Origin of the sequence: Colwellia sp. 1_MG-2023, assembly GCF_030546755.1 — a bacterium.
GTDB lineage: Bacteria > Pseudomonadota > Gammaproteobacteria > Enterobacterales > Alteromonadaceae > Thalassotalea_H.
Map to the genome: position 1 here is coordinate 53,234 of NZ_JAUOPE010000013.1, position 22,937 is coordinate 76,170.

At 37.1% G+C, this 22,937-nt stretch carries 13 protein-coding genes; 6 read left to right on the forward strand and 7 right to left on the reverse strand.

The annotated features are described in order from the left end of the window. Positions 1 to 5 precede the first annotated feature (5 nt). From Q4493_RS14375 to Q4493_RS14385, 3 genes are all read left to right on the forward strand, one after another. The gene (locus Q4493_RS14375; RefSeq protein WP_303453976.1) at positions 6 to 1,832 is read left to right on the forward strand and encodes an ATP-binding protein; all 1,827 of its coding nucleotides are present in this window, start codon (positions 6 to 8) and stop codon (positions 1,830 to 1,832) included. A gap of 204 nt (positions 1,833 to 2,036) precedes the next feature. After that, positions 2,037 to 4,412 carry a PVC-type heme-binding CxxCH protein gene (locus tag Q4493_RS14380; RefSeq protein WP_303453978.1) on the forward strand — a complete coding sequence of 792 codons (2,376 nt, stop codon included), beginning with the start codon at positions 2,037 to 2,039 and terminating at the stop codon, positions 4,410 to 4,412. Positions 4,413 to 4,433: 21 nt separating this feature from the next. Next, the gene (locus Q4493_RS14385; protein WP_303453980.1) at positions 4,434 to 6,380 is read left to right on the forward strand and encodes a TonB-dependent siderophore receptor; all 1,947 of its coding nucleotides are present in this window, start codon (positions 4,434 to 4,436) and stop codon (positions 6,378 to 6,380) included. Positions 6,381 to 6,691: 311 nt separating this feature from the next. On the opposite strand, the gene Q4493_RS14390 is transcribed toward Q4493_RS14385, so the two are convergent. After that, on the reverse strand, positions 6,692 to 7,459 hold the full coding sequence (locus Q4493_RS14390) for a FadR/GntR family transcriptional regulator (protein WP_303453982.1): 768 nt from the start codon (positions 7,457 to 7,459) through the stop codon (positions 6,692 to 6,694). Positions 7,460 to 7,814: 355 nt separating this feature from the next. Between Q4493_RS14390 and Q4493_RS14395 the strand changes: the two genes are divergently transcribed. From Q4493_RS14395 to Q4493_RS14405, 3 genes are read left to right on the forward strand one after another with little or no spacing between them, the layout of a single operon-like run. Beyond that, positions 7,815 to 8,804: a TRAP transporter substrate-binding protein gene (locus tag Q4493_RS14395; RefSeq protein ID WP_303453985.1), complete on the forward strand. Its 990-nt coding sequence runs from the start codon at positions 7,815 to 7,817 to the stop codon at positions 8,802 to 8,804. A gap of 21 nt (positions 8,805 to 8,825) precedes the next feature. Next, entirely contained in the window at positions 8,826 to 9,356 is a 531-nt protein-coding gene (locus Q4493_RS14400) for a TRAP transporter small permease (RefSeq protein WP_303453986.1), read from the forward strand. A gap of 4 nt (positions 9,357 to 9,360) precedes the next feature. Then, positions 9,361 to 10,656, forward strand: coding sequence for a TRAP transporter large permease (locus Q4493_RS14405; RefSeq protein ID WP_303453988.1), 1,296 nt, complete (start codon positions 9,361 to 9,363; stop codon positions 10,654 to 10,656). 135 nt (positions 10,657 to 10,791) lie between these two features. On the opposite strand, the gene Q4493_RS14410 is transcribed toward Q4493_RS14405, so the two are convergent. The 6 genes from Q4493_RS14410 to Q4493_RS14435 form a co-directional block, all read right to left on the reverse strand. Next, a complete protein-coding gene (locus Q4493_RS14410; RefSeq protein ID WP_303453990.1) occupies positions 10,792 to 12,975 on the reverse strand; it encodes an alpha-L-rhamnosidase C-terminal domain-containing protein in 2,184 nt (727 codons plus the stop codon). Between the two features lie 95 nt (positions 12,976 to 13,070). Beyond that, entirely contained in the window at positions 13,071 to 14,408 is a 1,338-nt protein-coding gene (locus Q4493_RS14415; RefSeq protein ID WP_303453993.1) for a Gfo/Idh/MocA family protein, read from the reverse strand. 1 nt (position 14,409) lies between these two features. Next, entirely contained in the window at positions 14,410 to 15,825 is a 1,416-nt protein-coding gene (locus tag Q4493_RS14420; RefSeq protein ID WP_303453996.1) for a DUF1080 domain-containing protein, read from the reverse strand. A 338-nt stretch (positions 15,826 to 16,163) separates the two neighbouring features. Further along, positions 16,164 to 18,473 (reverse strand): GH92 family glycosyl hydrolase, encoded by a 2,310-nt coding sequence (locus tag Q4493_RS14425; protein WP_303453999.1) that lies wholly within the window; start codon positions 18,471 to 18,473, stop codon positions 16,164 to 16,166. Positions 18,474 to 18,585: 112 nt separating this feature from the next. Further along, entirely contained in the window at positions 18,586 to 21,714 is a 3,129-nt protein-coding gene (locus Q4493_RS14430; protein WP_303454002.1) for a TonB-dependent receptor, read from the reverse strand. A gap of 112 nt (positions 21,715 to 21,826) precedes the next feature. After that, on the reverse strand, positions 21,827 to 22,915 hold the full coding sequence (locus Q4493_RS14435) for a FecR domain-containing protein (RefSeq protein ID WP_303454005.1): 1,089 nt from the start codon (positions 22,913 to 22,915) through the stop codon (positions 21,827 to 21,829). Positions 22,916 to 22,937 lie beyond the last annotated feature (22 nt).

Below are 22,937 nucleotides of genomic sequence, written 5' to 3' on the forward strand. Positions count from 1 at the left end.
AGATTATGGAATTATCAGCAATCATAAATATTGTCGGGATCACGGCTTATTCTTTATTAGCGATATTTTTTCTTTGGGTTATGTTAGTTCCTAACACCCTATCTCGTACTTATTATTGGTTAATCTCTGTCATCGCTATACTTTTAGGCAGAGTAAATCTGTATTTTTTACCTGAGTATCTTCCTCAAGAAGAAATACAAACGATTTATATGCTTTTATTATTAATTGAAAAAGTTTTCTTAGTCTTTGGCTTATATTATTTCTTTTATAAAAGCATCTCTTTAAAGAAATATGTAAAAGTGTTCTCATACGCTTTGTTGTTTTTCCTACTAATCCTTGGCCTTAAATATGGTGCAGATGCTTCATTTTTTAGCATGATCGTTTTTTCTATCTCGCAAGCTTTTTTCTTATTATATTTAATGAGAATGCTGTCAAAGAATAAAAAATACATGTATTTAAAAAGGCCATTCTATCTTTTATCCATCTTTGTTTTATATGCCATGCATTGGTTAACTTATCCAATTGCTATTGGTTATCCACTTTGGCTCTCATACGGCTACTTTGCGGGCAATTTAATCAACTTAATCATTTACCTTTACTTTGCCTACTTAGTGTTAGAACGCTTTCAATTTAGAATGCTCAAAGCAGAAACATCAGCACTTGAGCTTTTAGAGGAATCTAAAAAGGCGAATAAAACGAAAAGTGAATTTTTGGCAAATATGAGTCACGAAATAAGAACCCCGATAAACGGTGTCATGGGTATGCTTGAACTATTGCAACAAGAAGATTTAGAAGCAGAACATAAAGAAAAGATAAACATTGCTTTTACCTCAAGTAAAATTCTCCTCGATGTGGTCAATGAAGTGTTAGATTACTCAAAAATAGAAGCCGGTAAGCTGTCCATAGAAAATGTTGAGTTTAATTTAGTAGAACTTTTAAACGAGATTTATCACACGGTTGAAAATCTAGCGAGAAACAAGAGTTTAGCTTTAATATTAGACACTTCAGCAATTTCTCACCAACACGTGAAGTCTGACCCGTTACGTATTAAGCAAATTTTACTGAACCTTATCGGCAATGCCGTGAAATTTACTAATGAAGGCCAAATTATTATCAAGGCTGAACAAATTCATAAAGACAAGCTCGATTATTTCGTGTGTTCGATTATCGATACGGGTGTGGGTATTGATGAAGGTAAGTTAGCCACAGTATTTGAATCGTTTCAACAGGCCGATAGCTCTACAACCCGTAATTTTGGTGGAAGCGGATTAGGTTTATCCATCTCAAAACAATTAAGTCATTTATTAAATGGAAATATTACAGTTGAGAGTAAATACCATCATGGTAGTACGTTTACTGTCTCAATTCCTATTGAGTTATTATCACATAGTGTTGAAAACACAGCAGAGTCGATTTCAATTCAACTACCTGTGTGGCAGGCCAATATAAAAATACTTTTAGTCGAAGATAATCGTATTAACCAAGTCGTTGCTATTCAATTATTGAAAAGTTTTAATTTAAATTGCGATGTTGCAGATAATGGTGCTATTGCTATCGCTAAACTCAAACTCTCTTTAAAAATAGATGATCCTTACACCTGTATTTTAATGGACTGTCAAATGCCTACGCTAGATGGTTATGAAACAACTAAACGGATCAGATCGGGCGAGTGTGGCGGTTTATATAAAAATGTACCAATAATTGCGATGACTGCAAATGCCATGACAGGCGATCGTGAAAAATGTATAGCAACCGGCATGAATGACTTTATCGCAAAGCCTATTGAAAAAAATATAATGCTTAAAGTACTGAAAAATTGGTTACCTGTTTAATGTAGTCTTATGTATTAATTTTATTATAAATTACCTTAGTTAATTCATGAAAACATTAATTTAATAAAGCTATTACAAACAATTAACGATTCAAGTAAATTTAGTTGAACACGGTTGTTAGTTGATAATTTTAAACGTAAGATAGCTTCAAATAAATTGGTCATACCTATATTTTTTTGTTTTTCTAAAGCGGTATTTTTTTTCATGTATAAATTTAAACTTTTCAGTATTTGTTTACTCTCATTACTTTTCGTCACTTACTTTCATCATAAATCAGAAAACGACAACAATATTGAACATGTTCATGGAGCTGGATATGAAGCGTGGATTAATGGCCCGTCGTCACACCCATTATCCCCTTCTGATGCCTTGAAAGCTTTTCAACTACAAGATAATTTATCGATAGAAAATGTCGCAGCTGAGCCCTTCGTTCGTGATCCGGTATTAATTAGCTTTGATGCTAATGGCAGAATGTGGATAGCTGAAATGACCAACTATATGCTTGATGTCGCAGGTACAGGTGAAACAGATCCTGTTGGTCATATTGTCATATTAGAAGATACTGATTTGGATGGTAAAATTGATGAACGCATTGTTTTCTTAAGCGGTATCGCTCTTCCTCGTGCTATTGCGCACGTAAAAGGCGGCATATTGTTTGCTGACGATAACGCTTTACATTTTGCTTCTCATACTGTGATAAATGGTAAAGACGTAGCAGGCTCTCCTGTCGTTGTTGATAATGACTATGCCTCGGGAGTAAATGTTGAGCATAAAGAAAATGGCTTAATGTATGGTTTAGATAATTGGTTATATAACGCTAAATCTAATCAAAAATACCGCCTTTACCCGTTAAATGCCTCTTTACCAACTGACAGTAAACTTATTTATAAAACCAAAGACTGGCAATTAGTGAAAGCTCGTACCGAAAACCGTGGTCAATGGGGTATTACCAAAGATGATTATGGCCGTCTTTTTTACACCAATAATAGTACGTTGCTCATTGCTGATAGCGTGCCTGCCAATAGTAGTAGTCGAAACCCAAAAATAAAATTTACAGAAAACACCCAAAAACGATTATCAGATAATAATGTCTACCCAAACAGACCAACACTTGGCATCAATAGAGCCTATGATAAAAGTAAGCTCAATGAAGCCAATAAAATGATAAAAGCTACGGCGGTAAGTGGGCCTGTGATTTATAGAGGTTCAAACATGCCTCAGTTTTATGGTCACGCTTTTAGCCCTGAGCCAGCAGGTAATTTAATATCCGCGATTAACATTTCAGAACAAAACGCTGTTGTCATTGGTAAACCTTTTTACCATCAGCAAGAATTTCTAACATCTACTGATGAACGTTTTCGACCAGTAAACACCTATACAGCCCCCGATGGAAGTATGTATTTTGTTGATATGTATCGAGGCATTATTCAAGATCGATTTTACTTAACTCAATATTTATCTGAATATATATTAGGGAATAAATTAGATAAAGGTGTGCATTTTGGTCGCATTTACCGCGTTTTTGATCCAAATAATTCACTAGAATCTAATTTTAATTTAAGCCAATTATCTAGCTCTCAATTGGTCGATCTATTAACCCATCAAAATAGTTGGCACAGAGATACCGCCAAACGATTACTGATTGAAAGACAAGACCTTTCAGTAAAAGAACCATTAATTCAGTTAGCCTTAACAGCGTTAAAAGATCATCAGCAAATTAGTGCCCTTTGGACCCTTGAAGGATTAAACGCTTTATCTGAGTCATTACTAAGTACTCTGATCACGAATACCGCTTCATCGAATAAACTCAAAGCACACGTTGTTACCCTTTCAAGTCAGTTAAGTAAGCAGCATAAACAAACCTTTCTTAATACCTTGATACAACAACACGCCGAGGAAACGACTTCGTATGACTTTGCCATGGCACTTGCTACAACGCTTGGTCAATATAACCTTGAACTAAGCGACAAATTATTAATGTCGCTTGTTATTAACTGGCAGCAATCATCAACAATTAGTAGTCTCGCATTAAGCGGTTTAGCTGGGCGTGAAGCAGCATTTATCGCGCTTTTAACGGATAATGAAATTAAAGCGCAGTTATTGAGCTTAATAACCAAACCTAAAATGAACAATAAGCCTCAAGCCAATTTCAATGAACAAGACCAACAGGTTTATTTAAGAGGTAAACATGTTTTTAACGCTACAGGTTGTGGAGGTTGTCACGGAACTGAAGGGCAAGGTGTTGACTTTGCAGGCCCCCCATTAGCAAATAGTGAATGGGTAACTGGCGATCCTGACCGTCTTACCGCGTTATTATTACATGGGTTAACGGGACCAATTCATGTGGATGGTATTTTATATAATCCGGGCATCGATATGCCTGGGTTAAAGGGCAATAATAATGTTAGCTTAGCCGAAATTAGTGCCCTCGTTGGCTATTTACGTAATAGCTGGGGGAACCAAGGCTCATTCATCTCTATAGAGTCGGTCAATAAGGTACTCAACGATACAACCGATAGAAGCTTAGCTTATACCGAACAAGAATTGCTTGAAGATTTCCCATCAGCAAACGACCAATAAAATCATCTAAAAGACGATCAAATGAATTCAACTATCTATCAAAGAAAATCAGTGCGCATTTCGCGCACATCACCTAAATTTATAGGCTTTATCATGGTGTTAGCAACACCGACATTATATGCCAACAATAATATTGAAAAAGTCGCTCAAACCACAGAAGTGATTACGGTTACGGGTAAACATGTAATTGTTCGAACAAAACAAGGCCAATTAGCGAAAGTACATATTAATGCCAAACAAATAGCTGCCATTGCCGCCAATAATATTTCCGATGCGTTAAGAGGTATCGCGGGCATCGATGTTTTCGAACAAGGCAACCTCACCTATTTATCTGTACGAGGTGGCGATCCAAACTTTGTTACTATTTTAATTGATGGTGTCAAGGTTAATGATCCAACGAATAGCCGTGGTGGTGCATTTGATTTAAGTACGATAGATCCTAGTTTGATCGCTAGTATTGAAGTTTTTTACGGAAGTTATTCAACAGTCTTTGGCAGTGATTCATTATCGGGCGTGATCAGTATTAAAACCAAAAGCTTTACTGATGCAAAAAACAGCATCAGCTTTAAAACGGGCAGTAATAACGCTTATGGCGGTGCTATTCAATTAGCAACACCCGTTACCGATTATGCACAGTTAAGTTTGTCAGGCTCTTTCCAAGACGGTGATAACAGCCATTTTGGTGAAAAATTTAATCGCCAATCTTATATTGGTACGATCAAATCAACTCAGTCTTCTAACACAAACTGGCGGTTAGGTGCTTTTTATAGTGATGGTAAATCAGCAAATTTTCCAGAAGATAGTGGCGGAGATAAATTAACTATCATTAAAACACCTGAAGAACGTGATTTTCAACAAACCAATGTAACAGCCAATATACAACAACACATCAATAATAATTTAACTTTTGCGATAAACAGCGCTTGGTCTGAAAGAGAAGAAAACATCACAAGCCCTGGCATTGCATCAGGTGTAATAGATGGCGTGCCAGCCATTGATACTAAGACTGATTATAATCGTGTAGATATATCAAGTACGGCTAATTATCTCGCTAATCATGATACGACTATTGCTCTTGGTTTTGCTTATGCTTCTGAAGATGGTGGTATGGATAGCGTCATTGATTTTGGTATGCCAGTACCTGCTGATTATACGTTAACTAGAACGATTAATTCAGTTTTTGCCGAAGCTGCGTATAAAGCCTTTGATAACTTTAACCTTATGCTAGGTATTCGACAAGATAAGGCAAATAACGAAAACAGTGCTCAAACACTAACAGTAAACACCCATCGAATGATAGCAAACTACCAAATTTCAAGCGCGACAAAATTGACAATGCAATACAGTGAGGGCTTTAAACTACCGAGCTTTTTTGCCGTTGGACACCCTTTTGTTGGCAATGCAGCATTGAAACCTGAATTAAGTGAAAATTATGAAATGAGTTTAACGCATTATTTATTTGCTCATTCGTTAACAACAAATACTAGTTTATATAAAACGACTTACAAAAATTTAATTGATTTTGATCCCATCGCATTTATCAATATAAACCGGGCTAAGGTACAAGCTAAAGGTGTTGAATTTTCCTTTAATTATCAATTGAATGAGCGCTTTGATTTAGCAGGCAACTTAACCTATAACAAAATGAATACGTTTGATGAAGCAGTGAAACTTCGTCGCAGGCCATTGTTTAAAAGTGCCCTATCGATGAATATTAAAGTAAATGAATCATTGTCAATCAATGCGCGTGCGGTCTTTAATGATAATTATTATGACAGTTCAATTCCCACTGGCATGATTGACGTAGAAGCTTTTAATCGTTTAGATTTATCAGCAGTATGGTCTTTCAATAACGATCTCACGTTAAGAGCTAACGCGAATAACGTATTAAATAACTCTTACGAAGAAGCGGTTGGTTTTAGTAATGTTGGCGCAGACTATACTGTTAGTATTGCAAAAGCGTTCTAACTCTGCTTTTAACTCATCCAATTATTTACTTGAGGATAAAGAGTTGGGGCTGTTGAACTTTCGAGATTGTTTTTGCCGTGATGACTAATAAAGCTTTAACACTATGCATTAGCTATTTACTGCTAAACATTACCAGTAAACATTAAGCACTAAATAAAAACCATTAACCTACATCAATTAACCGCTTTGCTTTATTGACTAATCCTATTTCGAATTCTGGCCGCTGATTAATAGCTTTCCAAGTTTAGCTAGGATGAACCTAGCGCTGTCCTTCACCAAGAATGTTAGTGCTATAAGCTAATGTTCTTACATTATGAAATAGTGCGAGTTTTGCTAAAACGCTCACGATTTTTAGTAACTTGATGACGTGCGGCTTCAACTGCTTCAACTTCTGTTGCTTCTAAGATACTATCGATAACACGCATTAAATGAGCTCGCATTAATTCACGTGCCGCTTGCGGATCTCTAGCTTTTAACGCTTCATAAACTTCTCTATGCTCTTCAACCGAAGGTTTTACGCCACTATTGCGAACTTTTTCATACATTCGATGAGTCAGCTCAGAACTTTCACGTTCATCCCAAAGCTCTTCAATAACGGAAGAAATAGCACTATTGTTAGTAGCTCTAGCAATGATCATATGAAACTTTTTATCTGCTGCTTCGTGCGTTTCAGTATCAACATTATTTTCACAGGCCATTTCATCCAAAGTTTCAGCTAATTCTTCAAGCTCAGCTTCAGTGATCATTGTTGCTGCAAGCGCTGCAGCTTCGCCTTCAAATAATGCACGAGCTTCAGTTAATTCAAAAGGGCCAACATCTTTATCTGAAAACCGACTTTTACCTTTTGAATGTTCAATAACATAAACACCCGATCCCATACGTACTTCAACATAACTTTCGAGCTCTAATGCGATTACCGCTTCTCGAATAGTAGGTCTGCTCACTTTAAACATTGCTGCTAAATCTCTTTCAGCAGGTAAACGCATACCTATGGTGTATTCACCAGATTCAATTAACGTAACTAACTTCTCAGCAACCTGTTGGTATAAACGAGGCAACTTTTGAGGGACTGATTCCATAGATATCTCTTCAATCAAATATTAAGCAAAAAAGTACAGAATAAACGTCATTAATATGAGGCTAATCATATACTTTATAAAAGCAAGCAACTATTTATTAACATAATAGTACCATAACCCACCTAGCAATTGGAATGACCAGTTTACAGATAATAATAAAAATATCTTTGCCTTTATAACCATGTCTTTGCGTTAAATGCGTGTATTTTTATCATTGAAAATTTAAAAATAACCCTTTAGCGTCTTGATGATTAGATAACTGAATGTTATTGTCTCAAAACTGGACAGGCCAATTATAATAAATATTAAAAAGTGGTCTGTCATATCAAGCCGCTCTTTGGAGGAGCTATCGATAATGAAATTAACACTAAAACCATTGCTGGGGATTGTTGGTATCAGTCTTTTAAACTTAAGTTTAATAGGTTGTGGTTCGGATGATAAACATGTCACCCTAAAATTAGCTCATAATTTAGATACGAGTCATTCAGTTCATCAAGGCATGATTTTTATGAATGAACGTTTGAAGGAGCTTTCTAATGGCACTATGGATATTAAGATATATCCGAACGGTCAATTAGGCTCTGAGCGAGATACCATCGAACTTCTACAAATTGGTTCCCTCGATATAACTAAAGTTTCTGCCAGCCCGATGGAAAACTTTGTTCCAAAAATGAAGATATTTTCTATTCCCTATGTTTTTCGTGATCATGATCATTTTTGGACCGTGTTAAATGGCGATATTGGCAAATCACTATTGATTGAAGGTGAATCAGTAAAATTACGCGGTTTAGCTTATTACGATTCAGGGGCACGCAGCTTTTATACTCGAGACAAACCTATTTATACCCCGAAAGATCTTGAAGGTTTAAAAATTCGAGTACAAAAAAGTAAAACGTCGGTACGTATGGTGGAATCATTAGGCGGAGCAGCTACGCCCATTTCTTTTGGCGAATTATATACGGCATTGCAGCAAGGCGTTGTCGATGGTGCAGAAAACAACCCGCCTAGCTTCTATCTTTCCAAACATTTTGACGTGGCCAGATTTTACACCCTAGATATGCATACTAGCGTACCAGATATGCTACTTATTTCAGGTCATACTTGGAACAAATTAACTATCACTCAACAAAATTGGGTACAACAGGCAGCCAGCTTATCGGTGCCCTATCAACGCACTTTATGGAAAAAATCTTCTGATGAAGCCTTAAAAGCAGTAGAAGCGGCGGGTGTCACCATTATTAAACCTGACAAGTCTAAATTCCAAGATGCAGTAAAAGACATGCATGATAGTTATAAAGACACTCCCGTTTATTCATTAATGCAAGAAATTGCTGATATCAAATAAGGCACAAATATGGTTTATATAATGATTAAAACAATCGACACACTGTTATCCTTTACGTTAGCCATATTAATGGGCCTGATGGTATTGGACGTAACTTGGCAAATATTTACTCGCTTTGCCACTGATTCACCCAGTAGTTGGACGGAAGAGTTAGCTCGCTTTTTATTAATTTGGATTGGCTTGCTAGGTGCCGCTTGGGCTTACCGCACACGTTCACATTTAGGCTTAAGTTATTTGGTGGAAAAGCAATCTCCCGCTATGCAAAAGAAGCTCGCTATTTTTTCTTACCTTGCCGCGATTGTATTTGCAATATCAGTGATGATATTTGGCGGCTCTCAATTAGTTCTTTTAACCTTAAACCTAAACCAATTCTCCGCTTCGTTAGGGGTTAAAATTGGTTATGTTTATATGATCATTCCAATATCTGGTGTGTTAATCACTATATATGCGCTTGATTTTATACGAGCAACTTTAGCCGGTGAACTTGATGCACACTTGTATCAAGATATTGACAAACCGCCAACTCATCAAGCAAACGTAACCGGAGAGTAATACCTTGGATATTTCAATTTTTATTTTAATCATTACTTTTATAGTTTTGTTATTTACCAATGTGCCTATCTCAATCAGTATTGCTCTAGCCACTTTAGCAACCATGTTAGTATCAATCGATTCTATTCCATCCATGACAACTATGGCGCAGCGTATGGCGGGCGGAATTAATGGCTTTGCATTATTAGCGATCCCTTTTTTCATTTTATCCGGCATATTAATGGGCCAAGGCGGTATCGCTAAGCGCTTGATAGAATTTGCCAAATCATTATTAGGAAGTTTGCCTGGCGGCTTAGCGTTAGTAAATATCATCTCTAGTACACTCTTTGGTGCTATTTCAGGCTCTGCTGTGGCGGCAACAAGTGCTATTGGTGGTTTTATGATCCCAGCAATGAAAAAAGAAGGCTATGATTCAGCCTTTAGTGCTGCCGTTAGCGCTACAGCGTCGACAACAGGATTACTGATCCCACCAAGTAACATTCTTATAGTTTATAGCTTAGCCAGTGGTGGTGTATCAATCGCTTCTTTATTTATTGCCGGTTATATCCCTGGTTTACTTGTTGCTTTATCTTTAATGATTGTTTGTGCCATTTACGCAAAAATAAATAATTATCCTATTGGCGAAAGATCTTCTATTGGTAATATCATCCGAACAGGTTTTGACGCCCTGCCAGCACTCTTTTTAATCTTTATTGTCATTGGTGGTATTCTAACTGGAGTTTTTACCGCAACAGAAGCTGGTGTGATAGCCGTGCTCTATTCGTTGTTACTCTCGGTAGGCATTTATCGTGAAGTGAAAGTAAATCAACTGATGAGTATTTTGATAAAATCCGCTGAAACTACTGCGGTAGTAATGTTGTTAATTGCAGCATCAAGTGCCATGTCTTGGATTTTAAGTTATACCGATATTCCACAAGATTTATCAGCACTTATTTTATCGCTTTCTGATAACCCTCTAATGATTTTATTAATGATCAACATCATTTTGTTATTAGTTGGTACGTTCATGGACATTACGCCTGCGGTATTAATTTTTACACCTATTTTCTTACCTATTGCTGAAAGTATCGGTATATCACCATTACAGTTTGGCATTATGATGATTTTAAATTTATGTATAGGATTATGCACACCACCGGTGGGCAGTGTATTATTTGTCGCCTGTGGCATTGCAAAAAATTCTATTCAGCAAATAGTGAAACCTGTAATTCCTATGTATGCAGCCATGATCGCGGTACTTGCATTAGTAGCTGGTGTTCCTGCTATCAGTGAATGGTTACCGAGCGTATTTGGTTTGTAAAACAACTATGGACTAGATAACTAAACGCGAGACAAATCAACAACAAATAACGAATAAAAAGCCACGATTAACCTTAATTAATCGTGGCTTTTTGATTTAGATTTTACTGGTTTACTCGTTCAACTAAATTTATATTTATTGATATTGAGCGACAATTTTATAAGTGCCCGAGTGAAACAAGTCATTCGTTACAAGCCCTGTTAACGGGTCAAACGCCACTAATTTTTTATCCATTGTTACAGCTTTAAGTGATTGTGCATTCGGTAGTATGATCTTAGCCGCACTATTGTTAGGAATTTCAACAGTTAGGCTTAGTTGCTTATCAATAATTTGTTCGGCTCTCAGCCAAATATCACCAACAATACTCGGTACTTTACCTTCGACAAACGTTAAACTCCCGAGCTGAGGCGCAATGACAAACTGTTTGAAACCTGGTTTGATAGGTTTAATGCCTAAGATATATCGACCAACAATATTACCGGGTACAGCACCCCACGCATGATTCCAGTCTTGATTAGGTTTAAATTCATCATCCCAAGCCTCTAAGGTGATAGTTGAACCTACTCTTAACATGTTAAACCAACTACGCTTTCCTTTTGATGTTAATAAATTTAACGCTTCATCAGTTTGTTTGTGTAGATAAAGCGCTTCTAATAAATATTGAGCAAAATAAACGCTTACCGCCATTTTCTTGCTTTTCAAAAAATCAAAGATCTTTTGACGCTTATCAAGTGGTACTAAACCTACCGCTAAAGGTAAAATATTCCCATGCGCTGAGCTATGACTTGAACCTTCACCATCCACGTATAAATCAGTGTTTTCGTTAAACAATTGCTCATTAAAGGCGTTATAAAGTTTTTCTGCCCGTTGCTGAAAATCCACCCCATCTTCATTTTTACCAATGGCATTAGCCATTTCAGCTAATTGTTTAAGATTTAAATAATGAAAAGCATTAACCACTGTATTGATTTTCTGAAAATCAAAATTGTCTCTTTCACTCGGCGGCCAATCAACAATGTCTCTGTTTTTTGATGGCTTTTGGCTAGGGAAAGATTCTAATAATCCCCTTGAATTTACTCGGTTTATAAAAGATTTTTTATCTACTAATGTATCATAATGCTCACGAATTGATTCAAGATCACCAGTATACATCCAGTCTGTCCATGCCATCATAATAGAATGTTGTTTCCATTCGGTAGGCCAAGTTGGATTTGTTAATAAATATTCATGCGAGTGACGAGCTATAGAATATTCATCATCTACTAAGTAATGTGATAACTGATTTATATAGGCATCGGCTTCATAGGGGATTCGTTCTCTATCTCCATCGACATACACTCCGGCAAAGCTTGTAGCTTTCATACTGTATTTCGACAATGCCCAAATAGCATTTAAGGTTTCATCACTGGAATGAAAAAACGACGCATAATCATTAAAGGGATAATGCACGGCAATTTGTATGGCGCTGATATCACTTAATGTTAAGCCTTTCGCTTCAATTTCAATATACCTAAACGGCGCTATGCGGCCAAAACGACCCGGAATAGCTATCGCTTTATTTGATTTAGTATTTAGTTTGTTTTTAGGTGGCTGTACTCGATAAACATCTGATTTAGCGTTTATATTTAAAGGCACAGTGTAAAATCGAACACTGGATTTTTTAGCTAAGTCGCGCATAATACCTAGGTCACTGCCTCGTTCACCAAAAAACACTTTAGCACGCCCTGATTTGTTGCTCGTTATGGCAAGTTCAAGATAACCAAAAGACACTTTTCCAAAATCAATCAAATAACGCCCCGATGGCATTTTTTTAATATATTTAGGTGACACGTCACTGGTAATAAGATCATGATAACTGGCATTATTGTCTAACTCTTGAGCCATAGAAATTGTTTGCGGCCCTGACCAGTCACTTTCAATGATAGTGTTATTGGCTAGTTTTCCCCACACTTTTACTCGCCATTGATAATCAATATTCGGTTTTAAAGGCTGACCTTGAAATGAAACAGCGAACGATTGATTGGAAACTTGTTTTTCTGAATCCCATAACAATTGTGGTTTTTTAGCCGTCAATGGCCATACTTGTAATTGATAGGCTTGTTGTTCAATCATGCCACCTTCACTGGCAATCTCCCAAGAAAATTCTGGCAAAGCATCGCGGATATTTTTAACCCAATAACCTTTAAGTAATTCGCAACGTAATTCAACGGGTTTAATATTAACTGTTACCTTGTGCGCATAATTGGTTGGACTGACTAGGGCTAACATAAGTAACAATAATGGTTTTGTTGATACCAGCTGTTTTATAAGAGTAATCATATTAATCTCAAAGACTTAACGTTGTAAGAACAAAAAAGCCGAGTGTTAAATTAACTCGGCTTTTACATAATAGGCTAACGAATATTAAAAGCTAATTAAGCTTTCATATCCCAGCCACTTTGGAAATCACGTCCCCAAAGCGCATTCGCTTTAGCACCTTTTACTTTGCCTTTAACTGCGTCACATTCTAATGTTTCACCCGTTCGATAAGCAATATTACCTAAGTGACATAACATTGTACTGGTATGCCCTTCTTTAATCGGTGAAGATTGGTGTGCGGCAGTACCGCGAATGTTATCAAGGAAGTTTGCCGTATGTATGTCAGTTAACATACCGCCGCCTTTAAGGTCTGATGTATTCACTGCACGGTTAGGCACTTTACGTTCTTTGATCAACTTGTCGTTGATGTCATAAATTTCATAACCACCACGGTCAACAATCACATGACCTTTGGTGCCAAAAATTAAGATCCCACGTCCTCGGCCATAACGTAGAACTTTATTACAACTATTGCCTGTCCATTCGATTGATTTTCCGCCTTTAAAGTCATAACGTGCTTCAATTGAATCATACATTTCCCAATCATCATCCGTATAAAAATGACGGCCACCCGTTACAGAAACTTGTTCTGGGAACTCAACATCTAATGCCCATCGCGCAATATCAAGTTCGTGAGCGGCATTATTACAAAGTTCACCTGTGCCCCAATTCCAGAACCAATGCCAATTATAGTGTACGTAATTATCTTTAAATTCAGTACGTGGCGCAGGTCCTTGCCATAAATCCCAGTTTAACCAATCAGGTGCAGTAACAACTTTACCATTACCGATAGAACCACGGTTATTACCATACCAAGTTTCGGCACGATAACAGTGACCTAATTTACCATCACGAATATATTTAATAAGCTCAGCTGTTTCTTCTGAAGAACGTTGCTGATTACCCATTTGAACGATTTTTCCATACTTTTGTTGAGCTTCAATAAAAATCTCGCCTTCGTGTGGATTATGGCTTAAAGGTTTTTCAACATAAACATGTTTGCCAGCTTGTAAAGCCATGACACCTGCCGGAGCATGCCAATGATCAGGCGCGGCAATACAAATAGCATCCATGTTTTTATCTTCAAGCATTACACGAACATCATCTGTCGCTTTCGGCGTATTAAAACCAGCGGCTTTGATTAACGCCGATGATTTTGTGATCACACGGCTATCAACATCACAAATATTAGTGATATTAATATTACCGGCATTGATAAATGAACCAAGTAAAGCTTCACCTCGGCTTCTTACGCCCATAAAACCCATATTAACTCTGTCATTGGCACCTAAGATACGCGCATAACTACTTGCTGAAAAAGTCGCGGCGCTTGCAACGGCTACTCCTGCGGCTACGGCACTGGTTTCTAGGAATTTTCTACGTGTCATAGTCATGTTATTTCCCCTTAACTTCAGAAGTTGGCTTAATTTTTATCGTTCTAAAATGTACCAAATCACCATGGTCTTGTAATAAAATAGGGCCTTTTTCCCAACGTCCAAAATTTGGCCATTTAGCATATTTACTGTAAGCGACTAACGCACCAAAAATTTGGCTATGACGATTGTATTCAACCGTTTGTACGCCGTTTAACCAATGTTGGACATCACCACTTTTAACAACAATACGAGCACGGTTCCAATTACCAATGCCATTGAAGCGTTTCTTATCACGTTCAGGCTCTGTTAGGTTACCCGCGGTGATCAGGTCATAAAGAGAACCAATGGTACGATTGCCTGCAGTACCTTTTTTAGCATCTTTATGATTCACGTCATCTAAAATTTGAAATTCTAAACCGATTGCTGAGCCTTTTCCTTTTAACAAGTTAGGATCAACAAAGTATTTAATGCCTGAGTTAGCCCCTTTAGTAATTTTAAAATCTACTTCTAGTTCAAAATCGCTAAACTCTTCCAAGGTAATAATATCGCCGCCATTTCTAGCTTCTCCACCACCAGAAGATAAAACACTTAGCACGCCGTCATTTATCTCCCATCCTTTAGTGGGGAAAGTATCAATTTTCGCGCCTTTCCAACCTTTTGTCGTTTTACCATCCCATAATAATTTCCAACCATCTGCTTTTTGGCGTTTAGTTAACATATTTGGAATATAGTTGATTTCATCGATACTGTTAGCACTGTCCCAACGATCTTGTTCTAGATTCGTTGTTTTAATACGCAAGTTTTTCCAACGTACTTTTTTACCAAGTTTTGACATATCATTGCCAATATCATGCACTTGTAAACCGAAAAAACCGGCTGCCGTTGTGTTGTCAATTAAGTTAGCGGTAGGAACACCATTCACATAAGTTCGAATACTATCGCCGATTGCTTCTATACGAAATTTATTCCATTGATCTGCTTGATAAGCAGCACGGCCCTTAGGATTTGTAGATAACGGATAAATCCAACCTAAACGCGCTTCATCATAAATACCACCTGTCCAGGCACGTTTACTTGGGTCAATTTCTAGTTGGTAACCATGAACACGACCATTCATGTGGTCTGCTTTACTTAAACTGCGAAATTGCACACCAGAATTTAACGGACTATCAACTTTGGCTTCAAATTCCATAATAAAGTCACTATAAGTGGCTTCTGTCACCAAAAAGCTATTTCTAGAATTTTTAACCGATGTCCCAACAATGGCGCCGTCAATCACTTCATAAGTCGCACTGCCATTAATTTGTTTCCAGCCATTAAGTGTTTTACCATCAAACAGGCTTTGCCAATCACTAGACTCTTTTATTTCACTGTGCGAACAACCACTTATTACCGTTGTTAAACACAACGTCAATACCCCAATGAGTTTCTTCATTATTTTTATCCTAATTTTTATACAAAATAAATTTTGTGTTTTAAAGAAAATTGACCCTACCAATTTTATACCAAAAAATTGGTCATACCGAAAGCAAATATTGGCAAAACAGGTGAATTAATTTTGAATTGATACATAAATTACCTGCAGTTGATTGATAAGCTTATTAAAACATCACGCTAGTCATGAACTTTAATGACTTAATGAGTGAATGATTAGCTGTTTTATTGTCAATATCTTTGAAATTAACCTGTGATCGCTTACATCACAAAAGTTGGTTAACTAAAAAAACAGCCTGATAATTACAGGCTGTTTTTACCTCAACTTTTTCTGAGCTATCACTGTGGAGTAGCAGACATATCTAATACCAGGTGACCACCTTTAACGATCTCATCATGGTATAAAAAGTGACGATTCAGTGGTTTATCATTGAGGGTAATCGTTTGAATATAAACGTTATCTTTACTGTTGTTACGTGTTTCAATGGTAAACGTTTTGCCCGAGTAATAGTTTTCATCTAAGCTAATGGTTACTTTGTCAAAGATTGGACTGCCTATTTGATACTTAGGTCGTTCACTTGTACCACCGTCTACTTGAAATAAACCAATTTTCATCAACACCGATAACGAGCCCATCAACCCTTGATCTTCATCACCATTAAAACCCGACTTTTCTGATACTTCACTATAAACGGCTTTAATTACTTCTCTTGACCATTTTTGTGTTAGATGAGGCGCCCCTAATTCATTAAAAATAAATGCGGTTTGAATAGATGGTTGATTGCCATAATTAATAGGCACACGTTTACCTATTTCATCAGTTTCTTTGTCATGTGACTTGCTCGAGGTAAATCCCTGCAAACTGGCGATTTCGAACGCTTGGTTTAATTTTGTGATGGCCTTTTCCTTACCCCCCATAAGCTCAGCTAACCCTGCTATATCGTGTGGTACAAACCAAGTCATCTGTGAGGCATTTGATTCAACAAAACCATGACGATATTCAAATGGATCAAAGTTTTTTAACCAATTTCCGTTACGGTCTTTAGGTCGCATATATCCAGTTTCAGTGTCGAAAACATGACGATAATTTTGACTTCGTAATGTAAAATAATCGCGATCTTCGTCTTTGCCTAAAGCCGCGGCTAATTGCGCTAAAGTCCAGTCTTGATATGCATATTCTAACGTTTGTCCGGCACCATCTTGATGAAGGGCTTTATTCTTTTTAGGTAAGGGGTAAGGAACGTAACCATTCTCAAGGTAATACGCTAAACCACCAGAATAAACTGAGTTATGTTCATACCCTGCTCGTCCCATGGTTCCACCTGGCATATGGTTTTTCTTCAATCCTTGGTAGGCAAGTTCAATATCAACATCTCTTAAGCCTTTCATATAGTTACTGACGAAAAATGGTGTTGATGAAGCTCCTGTCATTACATGGGTATAATTGCCGCCAGAAGGTCCTCGAGGAATAAAACCACCGTCCTGATACATCATTAACATCGAATGGCCAAAATCAGAAGCCACTTTCGGGTAAGCTAGTGGCCAAAGTGTCTGTATTGTCCACTGTGCTCCCCAAAAAGAGTCTGAATTATGATGATTAAATTTAGGTTGATCATGTTGATCTAACGGAATTGTTTTTACTACACGCTTATCTGAAGTTTGATCTGAATAGCGACCATCAACATCTGAAATCGTACGACGACCTTGCAAGGCATGAAATAAGTCAGTATAAAAACGAACTTTATCTTGTTGATTATTAGTCGTAACTTGAATTTTACTTAGCCAGTCGTTCCACTCATTTTTTGAGTCACTAACAACCTGGTCGAAATTCCAATGAGCTAGTTCATGGGTTAGATTATTTTTTGCCCCTTGTTCATCAACATATGAAATTGCCACTTTCATTTGTACTGATTTTTCGTTGTCAGGTAAGTTCAATAACACCGCACCTTCAGATTGCTCGATACTCGCGATTGCTTGGTCAAGTTCAATGTAAAAGTAAACGGGAGTTGATCTTGGTCTTCTCATGGTTGGTTCATTGATAATAAAACCAGAAAAAGTACGGTTATTAATTTGTTTAAAATCGCCAAAACTGACGTCTGTAGGGCCAAATTTACCGGCAAGATCTAATATAACTTTTCGATTTGTTGATTGCTCAAATTGATATCGATGAAAACCTACGCGTTTTGTCGAGGTTAATTCAACATCAATCCCATATCGGTCTAGTGTTACTTTATGATAACCGGGTTTAACTATTTCATTGTCATGAGAAAAAGCAGAGAAATAGTCATTTTCAATCGTAGATAGTGATTTATCTGAACTCACGGGCATCACTGATAATGCTGATAGTTGCCAAGCATGTACATGATTAAACCCTTTAATTTCTAAGGTGTTATACCGATAACCACTGCCCCATGCACCTTCTACTTCTGTATCAGGACTTAAATTCACCATACCAAAAGGTCGTGAAGCGCTGTTAAAATAAAACCAACGTGAATTTGCACTATCAAGCCATGGCCAAACATAATCGACTGGCGATTGTGCATTGGCAATAAGTTCAGGTTGATAAGTTACTTTCGTTTCTTTCGTTGCTTGTTCTGTAGAACAACCAAGTAAGGTTGTTATCGAAAGAATAATAAGAATATTTTTCATATTTAATAAGCTAAGTCATTGTGAATGTTTACATTATCTAAATATATTTAGAAGCAATATAGACTCATTATCATAAATAGTCATGATAATGAGTCTACGCTAAATTCAACGTCTAGAAATTTGCACGAACCCCTACTAATAGCTGACGTCCAGTATCAATAACACGATTTAATCTTTGACCAAACGAAGTATATTGTTCTTCATTAGTCGCATTAATAACTTCAATGTTCAAATCTACATTATCTGATACAGCATATGAGCCTGAGAAATCTAATTGACCTCGAGCATCTCTCACTCTTAATAATGGTTGGCCATTTCGGCAACATCCATTTTCAGTGAAATCTGAACGATAATTATAAGAAGCGCGAACTGAATAATCATTGGTTTCATAATACGCGACTAAATTGAACGTGTTCTCTGACTGTCCAACCACAGAATCGATAAGTGGCCCAACAGATGTGTTGTATGTAACATCTGATGAATCAACAAAAGTGTAGTTGGCCATCATACCTACGCCATCGATAGGTAAATAATCATCGAACGGCATTTGAAACGCGATTTCATACCCTTTAAGGATTCTCGGCTCAGTAGAGTTTTCATCTACTTCAAAGGTTACCGCTGTGTCAGGTGTTGTTCCAGCAAAGATATCCGGATCTAATGAATCTAAATCAACACCTACTTCTGAGAATACACCTTCAGTAATTCTTGTTTCTAAGAAGCCGGTAATATTCTTATAAAAGAAATTAAATGCTAAAATAGATTCATCAGCAAAATACCACTCAACACCGGTATCAAACTGATTAGAATAATAAGGTTTTAGATAAGGGTTATTACCAGAAACCGTATAATCACTATAAAAATTAAGCGAACCTTCTAATTCACTTAGAGGTGGACGTGTCAACGTTCTACCAGCTGAAAAACGTAATACAACTTCATCCGTAGCATCCCAAGCCAAGTTGAAAGAAGGTAAAATATCTTCATATTCTCTATCGATAAATATTTCAGATCCATTAGAGAAATTACGTGTTTCTTGAGAGGTTTCTATATAACGTACCCCTGCATTGGTACGCATTTCTCTATCAAGAAAATCAAAGGCATTATTGACTTCAAGATAGTATGCAATATTTACTTCTTCTAATGAAGGGATGTAAATTTCTTGAGCCATCGCCAATTCCATTAACCCTTGGCTACCACCTACTAATAAATCATTCATTTTATCCCAATCAGTGACTTGCCAATTTAAAACGGCGCCGTTAGGTCGGCCTAAATTGGCAGAAAAATCGTCAAAGGGTTGATTTTTACTAGCTTCTCCAGCTATAGGAACTGAGCCAGAAGCAAACTGGTCGGCAAACCATTCTGCACTATGATTCGCTCGATTACGGTAATTCGTGTATTCATATTTGGTATATGCGATACCAAATTTGATGTTATTCATGGAATGTCCGTATTCGAAATCTAAGTTGAAATTAGTATTGGCGGTATCACGGTCTTCCGGTTCAACTCGAATACTATTTAACACATAATTATCTGGGTTTGAGATATCTACATTTGAGATAACACTCGGGATATCAGTGTTTTGCGTGTAATCAATGGTCGCAGTTGTCCCTTGAATCGCATGAAGATACGTTATACCTCGTTCATCATAAGCCGATTCGTTATAACCAGCTTTAGCACTTATGGTAAAAAGATCAGTAGCTTGCCATGATGCTTCTAGCACGAACTGATCAAACTCTTGATAATCAAAAAATTGGCGACTTTCTGAACGACGGTTAACATTTTCCATGGTACCGGTTAACAAATAACCATTCGCATCAGCCGTAATATTAACAGGATCAGTTTGTGTTGAGTTTCTTAATTCAACGTCAAAATTTTCACGGTAAGTCAAATCATCTAATTCTGAATGTAGCCAATCTAGGCTTAAGTTAAAGCCGCTATCAGCAGGCTCCCATTGAAAGGCGACAACAGTTCCTAATCGTTTACGATCACCATAAATCAGATCGGTTCGTTGTAAACGAGGAAACATTACTTGTTCCAATTCACCGCTAGTAAAATCATCTTCTATCAGATCATTTGGATCGTTGGTAACCGTATCCCAAGTACTACTTTGCATGCCTGAACGGTTGCCATTAGCAAATTGAAAACCTCTAACTGTGCCTGATGCACGAGAGCCATAATCTTGTGATTCCCAGCCATCAACGCGAACATAACGTTTAGAATACGCAGCCCCAGCAAGAAAACCGAAACGGTTACCATCAACTTCCCACGTTTTGCTAGCCATTAAATGACCACGCGGATCCAATTCTTTTGATAAATCGTTATAACCACCTTGTAATGAGGTAGAAATATTAAACTCGCCATCAAAATCAAAAGGTCTGGCATTGCGCATATCGATGACTCCTGCGATCCCACCTTCAGATTGGCTAGCTAACGCTGATTTTTCAATACTGATTCGAGTAAACAACTCAGATGGGAATATATCTAAAGAAGCGCCACGGTCTTCATTAGCGGCCGTTGCTATCGGCATTCCATGTAAAAGCGTATTAGTAAAGTTTGAACCTAATCCCCGTAATTCTATAGAGACCCCTTCACCATTATCACGTCGAATAGCTACCCCTGACACTCGTTGAATGGCTTCAGCTAAGTTCAAATCTGGGAATTTCCCCATGTCTTCTGAAAAGATTTCATCTTTGGTTGTTGTTGATTCTCGTTTAGACATTAAAGCATCATTTAGACTTCCTCTAAACGAACCAATAACTTCAATGACTTCTATTTGATCTTGAGTGGTTGTTTCCTCTGCATGTCCCCCAGCTGACAACATAAGACTACTCGCGATGGCGGTTGCAATAGTAGAATTTTTGAAACGTTTATTTTTAGTTATAGTTTTCACATTTATTCCTTCATTATTTGTTGTTTTAATTGACGAATGTTGCGAAATAGTAATAACGCCGCTTTTCGTCAGACCGCCTGAAAGAGATGTGCCTTTTAACTGAGCTGCTAATGCTTGCTGTAAGGTAAAACTTCCTGAAATAGCATTAGTGGTAATTGCATTAACATCATTGGTTTGAAATAAAACCGGATACTTTGTTTGATAAGATAAACTTTTTAACGCATCTGCCACAGGCAAAGCGTCGATTTGCAGGTCAAACTTATCTTCTGCGAGCGCCTGATTAACGCTTACCGATAAAACCATACAAAACGTAAAGCCTATCACTCCCCAAATAACCTTTATTGTTTTTATCATTGCAATTCCGTAATACTATTTTACGGTCTTATAAGGTAAGTTCCATGAACCTTAAAAAACCGCTAGTTGAATTGATAAGTTTTTTAAAAAAATTTTAATTAATTGAATTTAATTAACTTTTTTTATTATGTAGTCGCACTAGGGTATTGTTTACATACTCAATTTCAATATTAAATGAAAATGACAATGCTTCAAAAAGTGCTTCAGTTCTGCCTGTAGGTATGATGCCGCCAAAAGCAAGTTCATTTAATTCAGCATCAACTATCTCAATTTTTAAAGGAGTGTATCGAGTAACTTCAGCAATTACTTCTGGTAAAGGAGTATTAGAAAAATCTAGCAAACCTTCATGCCAAGAAAGCTCTCTGACAATTTCTCGTTCTGTTTTTAAATTGATATTTGCCTTATTGTTTTCTTCAGATAGAGAAATACTTTGGCCCGCATCAAGAAATACCAATGAAGATGCATCAATGGGTGTTAAATCTGGTAGTTTTGTATTGTCTGCATCTTTGATCTGCGATGAAGTTAACTCTTGTGCTAAACGAGCAACCTCTTTTAATTCTACTCGACCATCAGAAACTAAAACTTCTAGACTTTTTTCTTTAAGACGTACACCAAATGCAGTGCCAACCGCACGAACAATTTTATTTTTTGCCATGACTATAAAAGGCCGCTTTGGGTTATGGCTAACATCAAAAAATGCTTCGCCTTTAATCAGGCGGATCTTTCTTTTATCAGCATTATAATCAACTTCTACTTGGCTGTTAGTGTTAAGTTTAATTTTCGAGCCATCTGACAACATGGTTTCTTTAAAGCCACCGACATTGGTTGTGATCAGATAAGGATATTTAGTGACGTCTTTATAGAAATCATATAAATAGCTAAACGAAACTATCATCGCAAAAGCTACTACGGCAAAAGAAGGATAAGTAAAGAATGGTGTGCTTTTAACCAGCATCTTCTGTGGTTTAATCGATAAAACTGATTCTTCTAATGAATCAGCCATATTGGCAATAATATTGATGTCGCTAGAAAGTTGAGCCATTTTTTTGATTGCTTGACAATGCGCTGGGCTTCTACTCATCCATTCTTTATAGGCTGCGCGATCTTGTGGTGATAAATCGCCCGTTTCAAGTTTGGCAATCCATTCACAAGCTTCGGTGGTGATATTTTGTGTTCTAAATTTATGCGGTTTAATCGCCATAACATCAATGCTCAAATATAAA

Bases quoted from the DNA above. Each gene is read 5' to 3' on its own strand.
- Q4493_RS14425 (WP_303453999.1), bottom strand. From the start codon at position 18,473: ATGAAAAATATTCTTATTATTCTTTCGATAACAACCTTACTTGGTTGT.
- Q4493_RS14415 (WP_303453993.1), bottom strand. From the start codon at position 14,408: ATGACTATGACACGTAGAAAATTCCTAGAAACCAGTGCCGTAGCCGCA.
- Q4493_RS14435 (WP_303454005.1), bottom strand. From the start codon at position 22,915: ATGGCGATTAAACCGCATAAATTTAGAACACAAAATATCACCACCGAA.
- Q4493_RS14420 (WP_303453996.1), bottom strand. From the start codon at position 15,825: ATGAAGAAACTCATTGGGGTATTGACGTTGTGTTTAACAACGGTAATA.
- Q4493_RS14390 (WP_303453982.1), bottom strand. From the start codon at position 7,459: ATGGAATCAGTCCCTCAAAAGTTGCCTCGTTTATACCAACAGGTTGCT.
- Q4493_RS14385 (WP_303453980.1), top strand. From the start codon at position 4,434: ATGAATTCAACTATCTATCAAAGAAAATCAGTGCGCATTTCGCGCACA.
- Q4493_RS14430 (WP_303454002.1), bottom strand. From the start codon at position 21,714: ATGATAAAAACAATAAAGGTTATTTGGGGAGTGATAGGCTTTACGTTT.
- Q4493_RS14410 (WP_303453990.1), bottom strand. From the start codon at position 12,975: ATGATTACTCTTATAAAACAGCTGGTATCAACAAAACCATTATTGTTA.
- Q4493_RS14380 (WP_303453978.1), top strand. From the start codon at position 2,037: ATGTATAAATTTAAACTTTTCAGTATTTGTTTACTCTCATTACTTTTC.
- Q4493_RS14375 (WP_303453976.1), top strand. From the start codon at position 6: ATGGAATTATCAGCAATCATAAATATTGTCGGGATCACGGCTTATTCT.
- Q4493_RS14400 (WP_303453986.1), top strand. From the start codon at position 8,826: ATGATTAAAACAATCGACACACTGTTATCCTTTACGTTAGCCATATTA.
- Q4493_RS14395 (WP_303453985.1), top strand. From the start codon at position 7,815: ATGAAATTAACACTAAAACCATTGCTGGGGATTGTTGGTATCAGTCTT.